Here is a 19,678-nt window from a genome sequence, read left to right on the forward strand (position 1 = left end):
GACATATTTTTGCTATCTTTGCGCGAGTATTAACATATTCTATAATGACGAAAAAGCTATTATATTTCGTGCTCATATTGCCTTTTATCACATCCTGTTCAGGCAAACAGGCATCCAAGGAAACGCTTGCAGTAGACACAATTCCCATGATGGTGATGCAAATACAGAAGTGTTCGCGGCTCTACACGGCAGAGGTACGCGTGCATAAGATAGTGACTCATGATGACACGAAGAAGCTGGAAGGCAAGATTTTGCAGAAAAGTTTCAGCATAGACCTGCCGCTCGGCGAACGTAAGGTAGCCATCCCGATGGATGCCACGGTAAAGGCATATGTAGATTTCGATGACTTCAGCGCAGACAATGTGCATCGGAACGGGCGCAAGATAGAAATAACATTGCCCGATCCCAAGGTTACTCTCACCGGTACACGCATCAACCACGACGACGTGAAACAGTATGTAGCCATGCTGCGCAGCAATTTTACCGATGCCGAACTTACCTCTTACGAACGACAGGGGCGCGAGGCAATCATAAAAGACATACCGCAGATGGGTATTATAGAGACTGCTCGTGAGAGTGCGGCACGCATCTTGGTGCCTATGATTGTACAAATGGGCTACAAAGAAGAGGATATCACCATCAGTTTCCGTAAGAAATTCACGTGGCAGGATATACCTGAAATCTTAGAAAAAACGACAAACGAACATGGAAAATAATAGGAATAAGCGGCACGAAAGGCTGAAAAGACTTTACGGAATGATGCCGCAAAGCATGCAGATATCCATTGTTGCAGTGGTGTTAATAGTGCTTGTGGGTATTCCGGCGCTGGTATGGCTCACCAATAATAACAGCATAGGCATCGTACAAAATAATCGTATCGACATTACACCTACGCAGATACGCTCCATAGAACGCATAGGAGAATGGGAATTTCTATCGATCAGCGATGAAGAACTGGTAGACACGGTGCGACACGGGTTCTTCGGAGATGCCCAACTCGTACGTATTTATTACGGTACATTACGCCTCGGAGTGAACTTGCACGAGGCTGAACCCGGCTGGATAAAGGCGAATAAAGATACTATCGTGGCCACCTTGCCGCCCATTAAGTTACTTTCGAACGACTTCATCGATGAAGCTCGCAGTCGTTCTTTCTATGAAAGCGGCTCATGGACAGAGGCTTCACGCGACGCACTTTACCGTAAAGCCTATGTTGCCATGAAGAAACGGTGCCTGAACAGTAGTAACATAGCAGCGGCAGAGCAGAATGCTACCGCGCAATTCAATAACCTATTGCGGTCGATGGGGTTCAAGTTTGTACACGTAAAGTTCGAGAATAACCGCGAAACAAGGAGCAAGAAATAAGGCTAAGCAATACTTAGACCAGCTCTAACTCCTCGCTGTAGAAAGAGAGGGAGGGGGAAGGATTTCTTTTGTTTACCATGTTCAACCCCCTCCCGGCCTACCCTTTCCAAGAGGAGAGGCATGTTATATTGTGTGAATTTGGCCTATCAAAATCCTCTTCGGCAATATTATTTTTACGATACACGCATACGAATTTAGACAGATTAAGTCCTTACGGTTCTGTCAGACCGGCTGTCTATCAGGCATAGATGGCATATCTATCAAATTTAAACTACACATCTAATAAAGACACCCTGTATATCTGTCTGTTTAAATTCTTCTGTCTCTTTCTATTGGATGGATGGGTAAAGGGTACTTCCTTGTCCACTTATCTGCTTTACTCCAACTTTTTTTTCTAATTAAAGAGGTGGGGTAAAATAGTTCCGTCCCCTCTCTGTCACCTCTTTCCAAAGGGAAAAGTACGATTAGACTGCAAATAGTTTTCATTTAGAATACTGAATAAAAACATTTTTACGAGCAATTTATCCGTCTTCCGCAAGGCACATCCCTCCTTTGGAGGGACCGGGGGAGGTCCTTCCTCCCCTCTCCCACTCTTTCTACAGCGAGGAGTTAGAGCAGAGCCAAGGCTTGAATAAGGCCCTCCGCACATCCCATTATCGCCGAAATTCAGATATAATATTCCGCCGAGTCTACCAATCCGGCGCGGAGAGCATACTTGGTTGCCTCGTGTACATTGTTCACTCCGAGCTTACGGAATATATTTTTACGGTGAGTATTCACGGTATGGAAACTCGAAAAACGCTTCTCGGCAATCTCACGGGTGGTCATTCCGAGCGCGATATCTTTCAGCACTTCGGTCTCTGTACGTGTAAGTTTCACCTGTTCCTGTTCGCGTGTTTCGGGCACGAGCAACAACTCTGCCATGCGCTGACAGATGAACCGCCGGCCACGCATGGCAAAACTGAGTGCCTCGCGTATCTCCTGCAATGGCGATTCTTTTAGTAAAACGCTGAATTGCGGACTTGATGCAATGATCATACGCACAAAATCTGTACTTAAATCTTCGCTGAACAACACCCAATAAACATTACCGAAACGCTGGCTAAGTATCAGCAGTTCGGCTGCATCATTGATATCGAAGAGCGTGTAGTCGAGCACAACGATGCTGTCGGGAGCCTCGCGTAACGCATTTATCAGTTCGGTCTTGTCTTCCGTAAACTTATAATCGGTATCTGAAAAGCCGCCCAACAAGAACATCAGACCGGCTCGGGTGATGCCTTGCCTGTCTGCTAAAAGAAATCTTTTCATACCTTATTACATAGATAGCAGTTGCTCGTCTACCGCATCGCAGCGGGTGAAACCCATCTCGCGTGCCTTATCCGGACCAAACGTAAAGTACACGGCGGTGCCTTCCACACACGTTTCGCCGCGGCTGTTCTCTATGGTTGCATCGATAAAAGCGAGGTTCCGCTTCATCTCTCTGATACGGGCACGCACGGTAAGTTGCTGTTCTGTTATTGCCACAGGATGCCGGTAATTAACTTCGAGCCGCGAGGTAACGCCCGTAGTCTGCAGTTTTCGCGATACTGTCCAGCCCGCAATCTCGTCGATAATGGTACTCAGAATACCGCCGTGCACGGTGTTTACCCAACCTTGCAGGTGCTCCTGCGGCCGGAGGAATGAAATAATGTAATCGCCGTCTTCATAGAATTCCATATGAAGACCTATCGGATTTTCGGGGTTACAGCCAAAACAATCGTAACCATCTTTCCCTATCCACGGGTTTATTAGCTTCCTCATACATCTTTATCGTTTAGCGATATCTTGACAGTAGGGCCGGTTTATCACCGACATTCCTGCTTACCAAATTTGTTTGCTGTTCGTTGCAAAGATAACGATTTATACTGAAAGCCGAAAGAAAAAGCATATTTAAACGCGATATTCATATCGGGTTCGGCAAATAACGGAATGTCTTGCAGATGACAGAAGTCTCCTCGGAAAGTGTTTTAGAAGCTCATCATGAAGCCGAAACGTATACCATTCTTCTTCGTATCGGCATGGGCGTTGTAATTGAAACGGTGAACAAAGTCGACTGCAAAGAACTTGAATATATTATGTACACCTGCTACGAGTTCCATGTAAGGTGCTTTCGGATCCATCACATGCGCACCCTGCGGGAAACTGAACAGCATGTCATCGCCATTATTTTGCGCAAGGAAAGGGTTATTCTTATCTGTCAACTTGCCAAACATACCCTTGAAAGCCACATATTCACGCCACTTAAGCTTCTTAACAAGCGGAATACGGTTAAGAAGTTTACCGTTTAAGTCCCACGAAACGGCCCAATAAGCATAACGGTCGGTAAGAAATTCCATGTTACGCATCAGACTGAACGTACCTTCCTCCTCGAAATACGAGAGGTTCACAGGCGGCATGATGAGCAAAGGAAACGGCACTTTGTTCCATTGAGCGCCTGCATTGAGGTGCATGTCTATATATCCCCAGCTGCCAAGCCATTGACGTTTGTACACTCCAAGTTCGGTAAAGTTCAGATTGTATTGCCCTCCAAGCACGTGTTTCAGCCCTATAGTGTGGCTAATGGTAAACTCTGGGCTGTCAAGATTTATGGGCCAGCGCTGCTGTTTGGTGTTTACGAAGGTTTGTCCGGGGCAGAATCTAAAGCCAAGTTTATACTCTGTCGTACGTATCTTATAGGTCTCGCTGCCGTCGAGCTTCTTTATGAAGCGCAATCCGCCCGCAACTTCGTTGCTTTCTGCCTTTAACGACGTGCTTACACTTAATCCCCAATCGGTTTCGTAGATAAAAGAAAGCTTCTGACGATTATAGAAATACATCTGTTCAACCTTCTGCGAGCGGAACGTCATGAACACATTATCCTTATTATGCAGCAAAAATTTATCGGCAGGAGACATAACATCGTACGCTGTTTCTAATATCAAATTGCGTTGGGGGAACTCAAAAGGCGAATTCTTCTTTTTGTTTATCGACCACGTAAGCTCACTTCCATAGTATGTTTTGTGCGAAGAAACGCCACGAGCGATATATCCGTTCCAGAAAAAGTGAGGATTTAGCGCCGCCATCGTGCGTCCGCTAAGGCGAAAGCGATAACCGTCGACGAAGTTATGCGATATGAATGTGTTGATCGGACCGAAATCGAACTTGCTTTTAGTCTTTAGGGAACCGGTCTCGACATAATTTTCTAACAGCGCTTTTACGCCAATCAGTACCCATTTGAAGTTCTTTGATTGCTCCATTCTGTGCACAAAAGCATCCATAGACGACTCTCCTTTCGTAAGTCCAACGGTGCGGTATTGGTTCCAGAAAGCCTCATCACGGATCATAGCATCAGCTTCATGCCTCGTTTTAGCCTTGCCCTTAAAGAGTTTGTTGGGCAGTTCGTCGAAAGCATAATCCGTTAAACGGGTGTTACGCACTACAAGTATCTTCGACAGAAAGCTCGTCAACGACAGTTCGGCCCACATGTCATCTTTGGAAAGTGCCCATTCTCCGTTGTCGAGCTTGGTATATTCTTGGGTGAGATGCATATTCTGTACGAAATTCACATCGCTTTTATGCGGAATAGTGAGGTCGCATTTCTTCACATGAAGTGTAGAATCAGCCAACACATATAGGTCTCCACGGAAGCCAAAGTCCTGCTGATTGTTGGGAATGAACTGCAAATGATAGCACAAATCACGGTCGACATACACCGTATCTTCTATATAATAGCGGTAGAAAGAGATGGCTGTCTCGCCGATAGGACTTGTGAATGGGTACTGCAAAAGGCGGATGTGATCGTCATAGAGGTCGACATCGGTAAACACCTCTTTAAGCAATGTGTTCAATATCTCGCCTGTCTGTATCACGTTGTTGACGCCTTGGCTCTGCTGTCCCTTAATGATATCTTTCTCACTCTTGGGTTCTTTCCTGTATATATGCTGCGTTACGGTCTCGTCGACGGACACCGGAAGGATGAGTTTGTTATTATAAGGACTGGTTTCAATTTGGTCTATCATCCATTGAGCTTTCTTGGAAGAGCCCTGCATAGCGTCGTTGGGATTGATGTCATTCAATGCCAGCGATATTTTCTGGTATTTGTTATACTGATAATAATCATGGTTATCGAGGTGAGTTCGCTTTTTGGCGGCGATCACCCGCCGCATCAACTCCACCGCAGGGTTATCCTTACGCGAGTAGCGACCACGCCGAGACTTCACAAGCACCTCACTCAAGTTCTTCGTATCCTCCTTTAACACAATCTTCATCGTAGAAGGAGTCTTCGCATCCACCTTTATCGTCTGCGCTTTAAAGCCCATCGAACTGAACGTAAGTGCCCATCCTTCGTGCCTATCTATAGTAAAATGACCGTTCATATCGCTGGATACAGCAATATGATGCCCCTTGTACATGGCGCTGGCATAAGCTATAGGAAAACCATTCGTATCTACAATGTCACCTGAAATCTGCGCCTTGGCACTCGTTACCAAGGCTATTATCATGATAAATATCCCAATAACCTTCTTCACATCAATAAAAATATAAACGCGTTTGCGCTACTTAATATTAATAAATATGGCTGCAAAGGTATATATAATATTGTAAAAAGCGAGAAAACTTTTTGGTTATTTATATTTTTTCCATTAAATTTGCACCGCATATATGAAACGCCCACCGATTCTTGCTGTAGTATTCGGCTCCGGTTTCGGCTCCGGTTTCTGGCCTTGGGGGCCCGGAACAGCAGGAGCACTCCTTGCCACCGTTATTTGGTTAGGCATGGCGCAAGTGCTGAACACCGTACCCCTATTCCTTACAACTCTCGTTCTAATACTGCTATTTACATGGATCGGCACATGGGCAGCCGATAAATTGGAGCCTTATTGGGGCGAAGATCCGAGCCGAGTCGTAATAGACGAGATGGCCGGAGTATGGGTACCGCTGCTTTGTTCACCCGCAGGAGACCTCATATATGCAGCATCCTCTTTCGTTATTTTCCGCTTCTTCGACATACTAAAGCCGCTGGGCATCCGTGCTCTCGACCGCAGGCACGGCGGTTTCTGGGTAATGGCAGACGACCTGCTTGCCGGCTTTTACAGTCTTATTATCATAGTTTTGGCACGATGGGCAGCATAAAAGAAAATCTCATCACGTTTGTCAAAGCGCAATGTTCGGCATGGATAGCCTCGATAATCGACTTCTGTGTCACCATTCTTCTGTCGCATTTCTGCAACATGTGGTATGCTTACGCCATATTCTTCGGTGCACTCAGTGGCGGTATCACGAATTGTATCATCAACTACCGGTGGGTATTCCATGCCATGGGCATGAAGAAAAAGGTCATAGCCATGCGGTATTTCCTCGTTTGGACGGGCAGTATCCTGCTCAATACCCTCGGAACGTTCCTGCTTACCGAACTCTCCGGCGTTTATTTTATCATCGTTAAAGCCGTGGTGGCCGTAGCCGTAGCGGTGTTATGGAACTATCAAATGCAACGTATATTTGTATTCAAGAAAAGATATGAACTATAGAGATTTCTTACAAAAGGCGATCTACCGAATTATCAACCCGCTGATAAAGGGCATGATCAAGGTGGGCATCACTCCTAACTTTATCACCACAACCGGCTTTTTGCTCAATATCGTGGCGGCAGGTATATTTGTTTATGCCGCTGCATATAAGCCCGAAAGCAGTTTAACGCTCATCGGATGGGGCGGATTCATTATACTTTTCGCCGGTTTGTTCGATATGATGGACGGTCGTCTGGCACGTATGGGCAACATGTCTTCTACGTTCGGCGCTCTTTGGGACTCCACTCTCGACCGCTATAGCGAGCTTTTCACGCTTTTCGGCATAGCCATATACTTCTTACTCGACGGGTGGATCGGCAGCGGAGTGGTAACCTTCCTTGCCATGGTGGGCTCTGTAATGGTGAGTTATGTCCGTGCGCGAGCCGAAGGCATAGGCATCGAGTGTAAAGTAGGCTTCATGCAACGCCCCGAAAGGGTGGTAGCAACATCGATAGGCGCCATCTTCTGCGGCATTTATGCCAACCTGTGGGTGCTTTCGGTGCCGATGATGCTCATTGCAGTGCTGGCCAATATCACGGCTTTCTGGCGTGTGTGGCATTGCTACAAGCAACTGAAAGGCAGATAAATGTTCAGTATTTATATCCTTATTTTATATATCTTGCTCGTGGGCTTCAGGCCTACAAGGAAGATAGCCGTAGCTCTTACGCCGTGGCTCGTCTTTGCCTGTTCCTACGATGCCATGCGCCTGTGGCCCAACTACGAGGCGAATGCCATCGACATACGCGGACTTTATGACGCCGAAAAACATCTTTTCGGTATCGCATCGGGTACATCTGTGCTTATTCCAAGCGAGTTTTTCGCTCTTCATCACTGTACTGCAGCCGACCTGCTGGCGGGCTTTTTCTATCTTTGTTGGGTGCCCTTGCCGCTTTGCTTCGGCCTTTATCTTTATTTCAAAGGGCAGCGCAAGAGTTATCTTCGGTTTTCCTTGGCCTTTCTTTTCGTCAATCTGCTGGGCTTCTGCGGTTATTATATCCATCCTGCAGCACCGCCTTGGTATGCCATGTATTACGGTTTCGAACCCCTACTCCACACCTCCGGAAACGTTGCGGGCTTAGGACGTTTCGACCAACTTACGGGCATACCCGTATTCCATGCACTCTACGGCGCCAATGCAAATGTGTTTGCTGCCGTTCCTTCGTTGCATGCAGCCTACATGCTCATTACAACCGTCTATGCCGTTATCAGTAGGCAGCGGTGGCAAACGGTGTGCATATTTGCGCTAATCTGCATGGGTATTTGGTTCACAGCCGTATATACGGGGCATCATTACGTAATAGATGTGCTCTTAGGCATCGCCGTTGCCATAGTAGGAATATTCGTTTTAGAGAAATTCATCTTCCGCATTCCGACCGTAAAACATGGATTGGAGCGATACGTCCGCTTCATCAGTCTTTCCTGAAAGTATTTGTTGTTTCTTTTAGAGTTAACCGTGGTTAACGGGAGGTATCTCTCCTATAGGCTCGAGAGGTAACAGACATTAGCTTTGAAATCGGCAAACTACACAAAAACATTTGTCCGCTAACTCCCACGAACGAAGCGATTAACACTCCCATTAACCACAGTTAACTCCGAAAAAGGCACCCGTTAACTTCTAATATCCCACTTTCAAACCCGATGTTTCTATATCTCCCGAGCCCGTAGAGTTTTGGTTTAACTGTCTTATCCTGCCTTTCAATTCTATATCGCCCGAACCTAAGAGCTTGCAATTTACTATGCCACAGTTATCGAAACCTACTTTCAAATCGCCCGAACCCGTAAGCGAAGCATCGGCATTGCGTGCATTTTTCAGGTTTACCTTCATATCTCCCGAGCCCAACAAATTCAAGTTAGCATAGTCGGCCTGCACGTTTTTCAGTTCTACATCGCCCGAACCGCGCAACGTGGCCTCTACCCTGTCGCAGATAAGGTTGGCAAAATCCATATCTCCCGAGCCCGTCAAAGCAATGCGCATCGTATCGGTGTCTACCGTACCCGTAGCTTCAAAATCGCCCGAACCGGCCACCTTCACCGCCAACAAATCGGGCGAAGTTACGTAAACATTCAGCTCTGTCTTGTTTAACAGCCGCATCAAATCGCCTTTGTAAGGCTTCATACGTATCTGCAATTCGTTGTTTATCACTTGTGTAATTAAGTTTTTCACCAATTGTTTGTCGCCTACCACGCGCACAGAGCATGTGTCGCCCTGCTTATAGTGCACATTGCACGAAGCAAAGAGCGTCACCTTATTAAATACGTCTGTTTTGCGCGTGCTGTCTAAAACAACTCTTTTGCCCAAAACTTCACTGCGATAAACGCAAGAAGACAGCACGGTTGCTGCCAATACACCGCAAAGTATCAAATTTACTTTTTTCATCTTTTTACGATTTTAGTTCTATATGTTAGACGCAGATAGCGGGGAAAATGTTGCAGTGTTGTGCATATTTTTTCATTATCCGGCACAAACAGCACTTCTTTTCCGCTTATTCAATTAGGAAAGAAAAATAGTTTTAAAAAGACATGTCTATAAGATATTTTTATCAGATATACAGCCTATACCCGACAGGTGCACCCTCTATGTCCGACAGACAGATGGTTTAATCGGGCCGTAGGAACGCAGTTTGTCCTAGTCCTTATATATGTATGGCAAAAACAACGCGGTTCAAGACAACATAGACAGGCCAAGCCGCAGCAACACAACCATTAATCTCTCATCCTTCATCCCTCATCCTTCGTCCATACACCCCTCCTTTGGAGGGGACGGGGGAGGCTCTCCCTCATCATTCATCCCTAATCCTTCATCCAAAAATCCCCCTCCGGAGCCCAACATTTAATATTTTTATCACATTCATTTCTCCGTTTTCAAGTAAAAACAGTATCTTTGCACGGAAAATATACTGATACACAAGCATCGCAATGAGTGTCTCGAAACTGACTCATGTACTAACTCAAACAGTGGAATTCCTTTCAAATCCCGATTCTTTGGAAGGCCTGTGTCACCAATACCGCGACGGAAGTCCGCTACCATCCGGTACGGAACTCGAAGATATCATCAACCTTTCGCGGGCCATTCTGTTCCCCGGATACTTCGGAAAGTCTACAGTTAACAGCAATACAATTAAATATCAAATAGGTGTAAACGTAGAACAATTGCATCGAAAGCTCACTGAACAGGTATTAGCAGGCCTATGTTTCGCCGCTACCTGCGACGAAGAGTCGCGCCGCAACCTGCCTGCATGGCGCTTGCAAGCCGATGTTATCGCCACCGAACTCATTGCCCGTCTGCCGCAGATACGCAGCACGCTGGCCACAGACGTAAAAGCTGCTTACGATGGAGATCCCGCTGTAGACAATTATAGCGAGATTATCTCGTGTTATCCGGTAATTAAAGCGCTGACAAACTATCGTATCGCTCACGAATTACATACGCTCAACGTGCCGCTCATCCCACGAATGATAACCGAAATGGCACACTCTGAGACTGGTATCGACATACATCCCGCCGCTACAATCGGCAACTATTTCACCATAGACCACGGTACTGGCGTGGTAATCGGTGCAACTTGCATCATCGGAAACCATGTTAAACTGTATCAGGGCGTTACTTTAGGAGCCAAAAGCTTTCCGCTCGACGACGACGGCAACCCCATCAAAGGCATGCCGAGGCACCCTATACTGGAAGATAACGTGGTGATTTACGCCAATGCAACGGTATTGGGGCGCATCACAATAGGCCAAGGATGCGTGGTAGGAGCCAATGTATGGGTAACAGAAGATATGAAACCCCGCACCAAGAAATACAAAATAACCGATCATTCATTATCTGAAAGAAGTTAAGTCCTAAGGAATTAAGTTTTTAAGGCGATGGTCTGCGATCTATCTTTCCATCGAATTCAAGGCCCTGAACCAATGGTTTAACCGCTTAACGGCATAACTTCCTAACGACAAGAAAATAAAGTATATAAAATAAAAACAGTTTTATCTAACAATGGAATTTGAACTCATCGCCAAGACCTTTATGGGATTAGAGAACATCTTGGCCCAAGAGCTTACCCTAATGGGTGCAAACAACGTACAAACAGGGCGCAGAATGGTGTCGTTTACAGGCGATAAAGAAATGATGTATCGCGCCAATTTCCAACTTCACACGGCCATCCGTATCCTTAAACCCATACGTCATTTCAAGGCATATTCGGCAGAAGACGTGTACGAAGAGGTAAAGAAAGTGGATTGGAGCCAATACATAGAGAAGGGAAAAACCTTTTCAGTAGACTCAGTGGTATACTCTGAGGAGTTCAGGAACTCACGTTTCGTGACTTACAAGGTAAAAGATGCCATCGTAGATCAATTTCGAGAGAACACAGGCACACGGCCTAACATCTCTGTAAGCAACCCCGACATGCGGTTCCATATCCATATAGCCGACGAAGATGCCACTCTTTGCCTCGATTCCAGTGGCGAATCGCTGCATCGCAGGGGCTATCGACAGGAATCAGTCGAGGCTCCATTGAACGAAGTATTGGCTGCCGGCATGATTATGATGACCGGATGGAAGGGCGACACCGACTTTATAGATCCGATGTGCGGCAGCGGTACCTTGCTTATAGAGGCAGCCCTGATAGCACACAACATGAGTCCGGGCGTGTTCCGAAAGGAGTTTGCTTTCGAAAAATGGCCCGATTTCGACCAGAATTTGTTTGATAAAATCTACAATGACGACTCGCTTGAGCGTCCTTTCAACCATCACATCTACGGCTATGATGTGGATATGAAAGCGGTAAACACGGCACGCACGAACGTCAGAGCGGCCGGATTGACCGCCGATATCTCCATAGAGCAGGCCGATTTCAAGGACTTTAAGAAGCCGGCCGGCAAGAGTATCATCGTTATGAATCCGCCCTACGGTGAGCGCATATCCACCCCGAACCTCTTAGCCACCTACAAAATGATCGGTGAACGCCTTAAACACGAGTTCATGGGCAACGATGCATGGGTGTTAAGTTACCGCGAAGAGTGCTTCGAACAGATCGGTCTGAAGCCGTCGATCAAGATACCTGTCTTCAACGGATCGCTGGAATGCGAGTTCCGCAAGTACGCCATATTCGATGGAAAGATGAAAGATTTCCGTGCTGAAGGAGGCATCATAAAGACCGATACGGAACGTAAAGAGATGGCACAGAAGCATCGTTTCAAAGAAAACCGCGAGTTCAAACGCCGATTGGAGGAAGATGCAGAGAACGAAGAAGCCGACATCAGGTCGTTCAAGTTCCATTCTTTCGAACGCTTGAGGGAAGACAGAAAAGACCGAGGAGCACGAGGTAAGAAGTTCGAACGGCCCGGACGTCGGGATTACAGCAACCGCGATACCGGCAAAAGACATAGGAGATACGACGATGAGGACTAACATCTATCGGCTTTACATAGCAGTTCTATCGGCATTATTCATACCATCTACGGGCATGACACAGAAGCAATTCACCCTCGAAGACTTAAACTTCGGCGGCACAAACTATAGAAAGTTCGTGCCTGAAAACCGCTACACTACGTGGTGGGGCGACGAACTGATAAGGTTGGATGCCGAAGAATGCAGCATTATAAACAAGGTGACGGGCAAAGAGAGCATGCTCTTTACGCTCGCAGACGTTAACAAATGGCTCGGTACAGATACTGCAAACAAGGTTCATTCGCTGTATCGAGCAGCCTTTCCCTATGCTGATAAGCCGCTCGTATTGCTGCGCACGAAGAACAGAATGTATCTCTTGAACTGGAAGAAGCACCGCGCAGAATGGCAAATGCCCACAGACGGCTCCGCTGCTTGGCAGGCAGAGGCATGGAACGAAGCATCGAAAGCCTTGGCATATGTGAAGGACAACCAGCTCATGGTAAAGACGCAAGACGGCGACAGCACCCAACTGACGACCGACGGAAGCCGGTGCATCGTTTACGGACAGAGCGTACATCGTGACGAGTTCGGCATACGGGGCGGACTGTTCTGGTCGCCCGACGGCACCAAGCTGGCCTTCTATCGCATGGATCAGACAATGGTAGCCGACTATCCGCAGGTGGATATCTTTCACAGAATAGCCCTCTACGAGCCCGACAAATACCCCATGGCGGGCGAAACCAGCCATAAAGTCACGGTTATGGTATACGATCTGCAGTCTAAAAATATAACTACGTTACAGGCAGGCGATCCTACCGACCGTTATTTTACTAATGTTTCGTGGAGTCCGGACAGCAAAACAATCTACATATTCGAACTAAATCGCGACCAAAACGACTGCAGATTGGTGAGCTACGATGCAAAAACAGGAGGCAAGATTGCGGAACTTAACCGCGAGACAGACGACAAATATGTGGAACCCCAGCACCCTATTACATTTCTGCCATGGGACAGTAAGTCGTTCATCATGCAGAGTCAGCGCGACGGTTATAACCATCTGTACCTCTTCTCTGCCGACGGAAAGCTGCAAAAACAGCTCACCTCGGGCAAATGGGTAGTACTCGAAATGCTGGGATTTGATATAAAGAAGAAGGCTGTAATCATAGCTTCGAACGAGAAGAACCCCATCCAGCGCAACACGTATGCCGTAGACATCAAGACCGGCAAGCGCACCTTGCTCGACAACGGGCACGGTTATCATTACCCGAACCTGTCGCCTACGGGTGCTTTCGCATGCGACAATTACAGCGAACCCGCCGTTCCGCGCAACATAGAAATCATCAACACCGCCACTGCCAAGCACACCTTGTACTTCAAGGCGGCCGATCCGTGGCTGGGATATGGCGTTCCGGAGTTCTCGTGCGGTACATTAAAGGCCGACGACGGCACCACAGACCTGTATTACCGCATGGTAAAACCGGTGGGGTTCGATGCAAACAAGAAGTATCCCACCGTGGTCTACGTATACGGAGGGCCCCATGCACACAATGTAGATGCACGGTGGCATTACGCTTCACGTAGCTGGGAAACGTACATGGCACAGAAAGGATACCTGCTGTTCATTATAGATAACCGCGGTAGCGAGAACAGAGGACGCGCCTTTGAGCAGGTTACGTTCCGCCAACTCGGGCAGATCGAGATGAAAGATCAGATGAAAGGTGTGGAATATCTTAAAAGCCTACCCTACGTAGATGTCGATAGAATAGGCGTACACGGGTGGAGTTTCGGCGGTTTCATGACCATCTCGCTCATGACCAACTACCCTGAAGTATTCAAAGTTGGCGTGGCCGGCGGTCCTGTAATAGACTGGAAATGGTACGAGGTGATGTATGGAGAGCGTTATATGGATACGCCTACCGCCAACAAAGAGGGCTATGAAAAGACTTCTTTGCTGCATCAAGCGAAAAACCTTAGGGGAAAATTGCAGATTATACAGGGCTACAACGACAAGACGGTGGTACCTCAACATTGCTTGTCTTTCCTTGCCGAGTGCATCAAAGCGGGCACACAGCCCGACTTTTTCCTCTATCCGGGCGAGCCACACAATATGCGCGGGCACCAAAGCGTGCACCTGCATGAGCGCATCACGCAATATTTTGAAGATTATCTGAAATAATCTGTCGGCGACAGACACATACACTCTCGCTGCTCTTCGCAAGCACTTCTCCCTTTAGAAAGAAGAAACAAAGGGAGAAGTGCACCGATATAATACAAGTAAACATACCTCCTATACCCGATAAACCGTAGCCCTATCGCGGTTATGCCATAGGTCTATCGCACCGATATCGTAAGTCGCTCATCCTTACGCCATCACCCCTTTTCCATTAGGTGTAAAACATACAATAATTGTAAAATATTTCTATTTTTACAGGGTTTATCATTAACTTTGTACACAGATAATTCTTCAATCCACAAAAACATGAAAATATTACTGTTAGGTAGCGGAGGCAGAGAGCATGCTCTGGCATGGAAGATTGCACAGAGCAAACGGGTAGACAAACTATTCATAGCGCCGGGCAACGCCGGAACGGCCGAAATCGGGCAGAATGTGAATATCGGAACAAATGAATTCGACCGACTCAAAGAGTTTACTCTTGCCAACAATATCGACATGGTGGTAGTGGGACCGGAAGATCCCTTGGTAAATGGCATCTACGATGAGTTCAAGAACGACAGCCGGACGGGCCATATACCGGTGATAGGGCCTTCGAAAAAAGGAGCTACACTCGAAGGCAGTAAGGATTTTGCCAAGGGTTTTATGATGCGGCATGGCATTCCGACGGCGAAATACCGTACGTTCAACGGCGCTAATATTGCCGAAGGACTGGCTTTTCTCGACACTCTACGGCCGCCATACGTGCTCAAGGCCGACGGTCTGTGCGCCGGAAAAGGGGTGCTCATCGTACCTACATTGCAAGAAGCCAAGCAAGAATTGCAAGATATGTTGGGCGGAATGTTCGGCAATGCATCGGCAACTGTAGTGATAGAAGAGTTTCTAAGAGGTATAGAGTGCTCGGTTTTCGTGCTTACCGATGGCAAACATTACAAGATTTTGCCCGAAGCAAAAGACTACAAACGTATAGGCGAGCACGATACAGGGCTCAACACGGGCGGCATGGGCAGCATTACACCGGTACCGTTTGCCACACCCGAATGGATGAAAAAGGTAGAAGAACGCATCATCAGGCCCACTGTAGAGGGGCTGGCCCAAGAGAATATCGATTACAAGGGGTTCATCTTCTTCGGATTGATCAACGTTGAAGGAGAGCCAAACGTAATAGAATACAACTGTAGAATGGGAGATCCCGAGACTGAAAGCGTAATGTTACGCCTGAAGAGCGATATTGTAGACCTGTTAGAAGGCGTTGCAACGGGCACACTCGGCCAATGTAACGTGGATATAGATACCCGTTCGGCGGTATGCATAATGCTCGTAAGCGGCGGATACCCCGAAAACTACGTTAAAGGATACCCCATTTCGGGCATCGACAAGGTAGAAGGATCGATCGTATTCCACAGCGGTACGGCACTCAAAAACGGGCAACTTGTGACCAATGGGGGCAGGGTAATCGCCGTATCTTCCTACGGCAACATCAAGGAAGAGGCGCTGCAAAAGAGTTTCAACGAAGCCCAAAAGATACAATTCAAGGACAGATACTTCCGCAGAGATATAGGAAAAGACTTGTAGAATGGTAAAAAAGAGGGTACAAAACAGAATAGCGACAAGCCGATATGCACTGCCTGTCACCGCTATATATGCTGCCTTGGTGTGGTTTTCGGCCATCTATCGGGATCACAGCATGTGGCTGCCTACGGTATTGCTGGCTCTTACCACCTATATAATGGCCGAACTGAATAATCAGAACGCGCTCATGCGCACTTACAGCCGTATGGTATCCTGCTCGTTTATTATGCTCAGCACCGCCTGTATCTACCTCTTCCGCAACTACACCGTGGGCATTGTGCAGTTAAGTGGCGCGGTTTGCTATCTTGCATTGTTCGGTTCTTACCAAGACAAGCGTGCTACAGGCAAGGTGTTCACGGCATTTGTCGCCATCGGATTGGCAAGCGTCTTTTTTATACAGATACTCTTCTTCGTTCCTATACTATGGCTTGTGCTCACAACCCGTATCATGGCCATGAGCATACGTACTTTCTGTGCCTCGTTGCTCGGCCTGATAACCCCTTATTGGTTTATAGAAGGCTATAATATAACCATAGGGAAACCGCTGCTGACGATAACTCATTTCACGGCTATAGCCCACTTCGACACACCTTTCATATTGCAAGGAAGCGACCATACCTACCCTATTGCCGTCTTTGCATTTATGGTATTAGTGGTTTTAACGGGCAGCATACATTACCTGCGCACCATCTACAAAGATAAAATACGCACGCGATTGCTTTACGAAACACTCATCACAATGTCGGTATGCGGCCTGTTCTTTATCGCCATACAGCCGCAGCATTCGGCATATCTTGTGCCCCTGCTGATCGTAAGTGTCGCTCCGTTGGCGGCACATTATATTACTTTCACCCATACATGGCTCACCAACCTGTCGTTCTATGTGCTCACAGCACTCATATTAGCACTTACCGCACTTAATCTACATATGCTATGGTAGACTTACTCATCAACTATGGCTATTGGGGAATGCTCATATCAGCGTTCTTGGCAGGCAGTTTTTTCCCCTTCAGCAGTGAGGCTGTGATGGTTGGATTGCTTGCCGCGGGCCTCAAGCCTGCCCCCCTGATCGTGTACGGAACGGTGGGTAACGTGGCCGGATCTATGTTCAATTACGGGATAGGGCGCCTCGGAAGGCTGGATTGGATAGAAAAGTACATGCACGTAAAGAAGGAGAAACTCGATCAGACCACACGTCTAATGGCGGGACATGGCGCTTGGATGGGCTTCTTTGCCTTTGTTCCGATACTTGGAAGTGCCATTACGATCGTCTTGGGGCTCATGCGAGCCAACATAGCAATATCGCTTACGAGCATCGTCATCGGCAAAGTGCTGCGTTATGTGCTGCTGATTTATGGGGCAACATTATTATTTTAAATCGAAATGAATAAGAACATAGGCTTTTTTACAGTGCTTACGGCACTGCTGATCGCGGCTTGTACCAGCGGTTCACCCTCCGACAAGCGCATTATTACAGTTACGATAGAACCGTTACGCTACTTTACCGAGCAGATTGCAGGCGACAAATTCACGGTAAAGACCATGGTTCCACGTGGCGGAAACCCCGAAACTTACGAGCCTACAGCACGGCAGATGGTGGATTTGTCGGCCAGTGATCTGTATATAAAGGTAGGGAACATAGGCTTTGAACGCACATGGATGAAGCGCCTCGAAGCCAATGCACCCCACACGATTATCATAAACTCTTCAGACGGTATTACCTCCTCGGACAATTCTATGTACACTCATGATCCGCATACATGGATGAGTACCGCCAATGCCATGTACATAGCCCGCAACATTTACAAGGCTCTTGCGGAGATAGACAGTAAAGACAGCTTGTATTTCAAGAAGAACTTGGAGCGGCTCATGGGCAAGATAGAGGCGGTAGATACCCAAATACGCGAAGAAATCACCAAGGACAAAAGCACTACATTCCTTATCTATCACCCTGCCCTTACCTATTTTGCCCGAGAATACGGCCTTCGACAGCTATCGATCGAGGAAGATGGGCGCGAACCGAGCGCCGTACAGCTGAAACAGGTTATCAACACGGCACGGCAAAACCACGTAAAGATCATATTCATACAGCGCGAATTCGACAGCCGCAACACCGATATCGTGGCACGAAGTACGGGAGCCGAGAAGGTTGAAATTAATCCCTTGAGCTACGATTGGGATAAAGAAATGGTGAAAATAGCACAATCTTTGAAGTGAATTATGTACACCCTCATACAACTTAACCAAGTTTCAGCGGGCTACAACGGTAGAAACGTGCTCGAAAATGCCACGCTCTCGGTCTACGAGAACGACTTTCTCGGTGTGATAGGTCCGAACGGTGGCGGTAAAACTACGCTCATGCGTGTAATATTGGGACTAATGAAACCTGCCGTAGGCACTGTGTCTTATTTCGACAAAGGGCGCCCTGTAAGCAAAATCACCATGGGATATCTGCCTCAATACAGCGACATAGACCGCAAGTTTCCTATTTCTGTTTATGATGTAGTGCTTTCCGGACTGAGCAGTGAAAAGCCTCTGTTGCGACCATTCAATAAATATCAGCGCGATAAAACTACCGCAACACTCGAACGAATGGGACTTGCAGACTTGGCAAAACGCCCTATAGGAGCCTTAAGCGGCGGACAATTGCAGCGTGTATTACTCGCCCGTGCCGTAGTTTCGCAGCCTAAAGTGCTCATACTCGATGAGCCCAACACCTACATAGACCAGCGCTTTCAGGAGAAGATGTACGATATGCTCGAAACGCTCAACCGCCATTGCGCCATTATCATCGTAAGCCACGACATCGGTACGATACTCCAAAACGTGAAAGATGTGGCGTGCGTAAACCGTACACTGCACTACCACCCTACCACAGAGCTATCTCCGGAGCATTTAGCCGAGGAATTCGGCGGACCTATAGAGATGCTCGGTCATGGTTCCCTCTCCCGCATACAGCTGCGAGAGCATGAGGACAAGCCTCCTAAAATAGAAGCTTAAGGACCTCCCCCTGCCCCTCCAAAGGAGGGGTGTGCCTCGCGGAAGACGGATAATTGGACGGTATGGCGGCTTCTCTCGGTCTTTCTGATTGGAGGAGAGTTGCAATATGAGCGTACTTCTCCCCTTTTTAAAGGGAGACGGAGAGGGGACAAATTGAATTTCTATGCTACGTACAAGCCATTCTCCGCATCCCTTTGACAAGGGAAAAGGTATGCTGTTTGCGCTCAATTCACAACCTATTGGTTGACAGTGTGTTATGCGTATCGTTATCAAATAGCATGTCTATCTGCTTAAGATGATATGTTTAACAGACTCAGACGGCGCGTCTATGCTCAATAAACGTATGGTCTACTCCCATCCTAAGTACTTAACTCGCCAAGGTACCAATACATCCATCCGCCTTCTGCAAGGCATTCCTCTCCTTTGGAGGGGCCGGAGGAGATTCCAATATACCCTGTCTGCCATACATAATTTACCTGCAAATAGCCGAAAACACGTTAAACTACTGAAAACATACTGTATTTTTTTTGCTATTATTTCGATTTACGTTACCTTTGCAAGTATATTTCGAAATAGATACTTATTGAAAGTTTTTGATCA

18 protein-coding genes are annotated in these 19,678 nt (G+C 47.2%); 14 read left to right on the plus strand and 4 right to left on the minus strand.

Annotated elements, in window-relative coordinates; genetic code table 11:
* The first annotated feature begins 44 nt into the window (after nt 1–44).
* Both BN3912_RS00880 and BN3912_RS00885 read left to right on the plus strand, forming a co-directional pair.
* Entirely contained in the window at nt 45–716 is a 672-nt protein-coding gene (locus BN3912_RS00880) for a DUF4230 domain-containing protein (protein ID WP_023984946.1), read from the plus strand.
* Complete coding sequence (locus BN3912_RS00885) at nt 706–1,365, plus strand: DUF4230 domain-containing protein (RefSeq protein ID WP_023984945.1); 660 nt, start codon at nt 706–708, stop codon at nt 1,363–1,365. Before BN3912_RS00880 ends, BN3912_RS00885 begins: the two co-directional genes overlap by 11 nt.
* A 666-nt stretch (nt 1,366–2,031) precedes the next feature.
* Here the strand turns inward: BN3912_RS00885 and BN3912_RS00890 are convergent.
* The 3 genes from BN3912_RS00890 to BN3912_RS00900 all read right to left on the minus strand — a co-directional run bounded on the left by BN3912_RS00890 (nt 2,032) and on the right by BN3912_RS00900 (nt 5,885).
* Nucleotides 2,032–2,673: a response regulator transcription factor gene (locus tag BN3912_RS00890; RefSeq protein WP_023984944.1), complete on the minus strand. Its 642-nt coding sequence runs from the start codon at nt 2,671–2,673 to the stop codon at nt 2,032–2,034.
* A 6-nt stretch (nt 2,674–2,679) separates the two neighbouring features.
* Entirely contained in the window at nt 2,680–3,165 is a 486-nt protein-coding gene (locus tag BN3912_RS00895) for a PaaI family thioesterase (RefSeq protein ID WP_023984943.1), read from the minus strand.
* Nucleotides 3,166–3,371: 206 nt separating this feature from the next.
* A complete protein-coding gene (locus BN3912_RS00900; protein WP_023984942.1) occupies nt 3,372–5,885 on the minus strand; it encodes a DUF5686 and carboxypeptidase-like regulatory domain-containing protein in 2,514 nt (837 codons plus the stop codon).
* A gap of 160 nt (nt 5,886–6,045) precedes the next feature.
* Between BN3912_RS00900 and BN3912_RS00905 the strand changes: the two genes are divergently transcribed.
* The 4 genes from BN3912_RS00905 to BN3912_RS00920 are packed head-to-tail and all read left to right on the plus strand — an operon-like array spanning nt 6,046 to nt 8,373.
* Nucleotides 6,046–6,516, plus strand: coding sequence for a phosphatidylglycerophosphatase A family protein (locus tag BN3912_RS00905; RefSeq protein WP_023984941.1), 471 nt, complete (start codon nt 6,046–6,048; stop codon nt 6,514–6,516).
* Nucleotides 6,504–6,911, plus strand: a complete 408-nt coding sequence (locus BN3912_RS00910) for a GtrA family protein (RefSeq protein WP_016665600.1) — start codon at nt 6,504–6,506, stop codon at nt 6,909–6,911. Before BN3912_RS00905 ends, BN3912_RS00910 begins: the two co-directional genes overlap by 13 nt.
* The gene (locus BN3912_RS00915) at nt 6,901–7,536 is read left to right on the plus strand and encodes a CDP-alcohol phosphatidyltransferase family protein (protein WP_023984940.1); all 636 of its coding nucleotides are present in this window, start codon (nt 6,901–6,903) and stop codon (nt 7,534–7,536) included. The genes BN3912_RS00910 and BN3912_RS00915 overlap by 11 nt, the downstream gene beginning before the upstream one ends.
* Nucleotides 7,537–8,373 carry a phosphatase PAP2 family protein gene (locus BN3912_RS00920; RefSeq protein ID WP_023984939.1) on the plus strand — a complete coding sequence of 279 codons (837 nt, stop codon included), beginning with the start codon at nt 7,537–7,539 and terminating at the stop codon, nt 8,371–8,373.
* A 192-nt stretch (nt 8,374–8,565) separates the two neighbouring features.
* Here the strand turns inward: BN3912_RS00920 and BN3912_RS00925 are convergent, their stop codons facing one another.
* Nucleotides 8,566–9,327, minus strand: coding sequence for a head GIN domain-containing protein (locus tag BN3912_RS00925; protein WP_004367965.1), 762 nt, complete (start codon nt 9,325–9,327; stop codon nt 8,566–8,568).
* 539 nt (nt 9,328–9,866) lie between these two features.
* Between BN3912_RS00925 and BN3912_RS00930 the strand changes: the two genes are divergently transcribed.
* The 8 genes from BN3912_RS00930 (at nt 9,867) to BN3912_RS00965 (ending at nt 19,078) form a co-directional block, all read left to right on the plus strand.
* On the plus strand, nt 9,867–10,787 hold the full coding sequence (locus tag BN3912_RS00930) for a serine O-acetyltransferase (protein WP_023984937.1): 921 nt from the start codon (nt 9,867–9,869) through the stop codon (nt 10,785–10,787).
* Between the two features lie 151 nt (nt 10,788–10,938).
* A complete protein-coding gene (locus BN3912_RS00935) occupies nt 10,939–12,354 on the plus strand; it encodes a THUMP domain-containing class I SAM-dependent RNA methyltransferase (RefSeq protein ID WP_023984936.1) in 1,416 nt (471 codons plus the stop codon).
* Nucleotides 12,344–14,509 carry a S9 family peptidase gene (locus BN3912_RS00940; RefSeq protein WP_036859957.1) on the plus strand — a complete coding sequence of 722 codons (2,166 nt, stop codon included), beginning with the start codon at nt 12,344–12,346 and terminating at the stop codon, nt 14,507–14,509. The genes BN3912_RS00935 and BN3912_RS00940 overlap by 11 nt, the downstream gene beginning before the upstream one ends.
* Nucleotides 14,510–14,812: 303 nt before the next feature.
* Nucleotides 14,813–16,081 carry a phosphoribosylamine--glycine ligase gene (purD, locus tag BN3912_RS00945; protein ID WP_023984934.1) on the plus strand — a complete coding sequence of 423 codons (1,269 nt, stop codon included), beginning with the start codon at nt 14,813–14,815 and terminating at the stop codon, nt 16,079–16,081.
* 1 nt (nt 16,082) lies between these two features.
* Nucleotides 16,083–17,018 (plus strand): hypothetical protein, encoded by a 936-nt coding sequence (locus BN3912_RS00950; protein ID WP_023984933.1) that lies wholly within the window; start codon nt 16,083–16,085, stop codon nt 17,016–17,018.
* On the plus strand, nt 17,012–17,455 hold the full coding sequence (locus tag BN3912_RS00955; protein ID WP_004367959.1) for a YqaA family protein: 444 nt from the start codon (nt 17,012–17,014) through the stop codon (nt 17,453–17,455). The genes BN3912_RS00950 and BN3912_RS00955 overlap by 7 nt, the downstream gene beginning before the upstream one ends.
* 6 nt (nt 17,456–17,461) lie before the next feature.
* The gene (locus BN3912_RS00960; protein ID WP_004367958.1) at nt 17,462–18,295 is read left to right on the plus strand and encodes a metal ABC transporter solute-binding protein, Zn/Mn family; all 834 of its coding nucleotides are present in this window, start codon (nt 17,462–17,464) and stop codon (nt 18,293–18,295) included.
* 3 nt (nt 18,296–18,298) lie between these two features.
* Nucleotides 18,299–19,078 carry a metal ABC transporter ATP-binding protein gene (locus tag BN3912_RS00965; RefSeq protein WP_023984932.1) on the plus strand — a complete coding sequence of 260 codons (780 nt, stop codon included), beginning with the start codon at nt 18,299–18,301 and terminating at the stop codon, nt 19,076–19,078.
* Nucleotides 19,079–19,678 lie beyond the last annotated feature (600 nt).

It is taken from the genome of Prevotella phocaeensis, from assembly GCF_900065875.1.
GTDB lineage: Bacteria > Bacteroidota > Bacteroidia > Bacteroidales > Bacteroidaceae > Prevotella > Prevotella phocaeensis.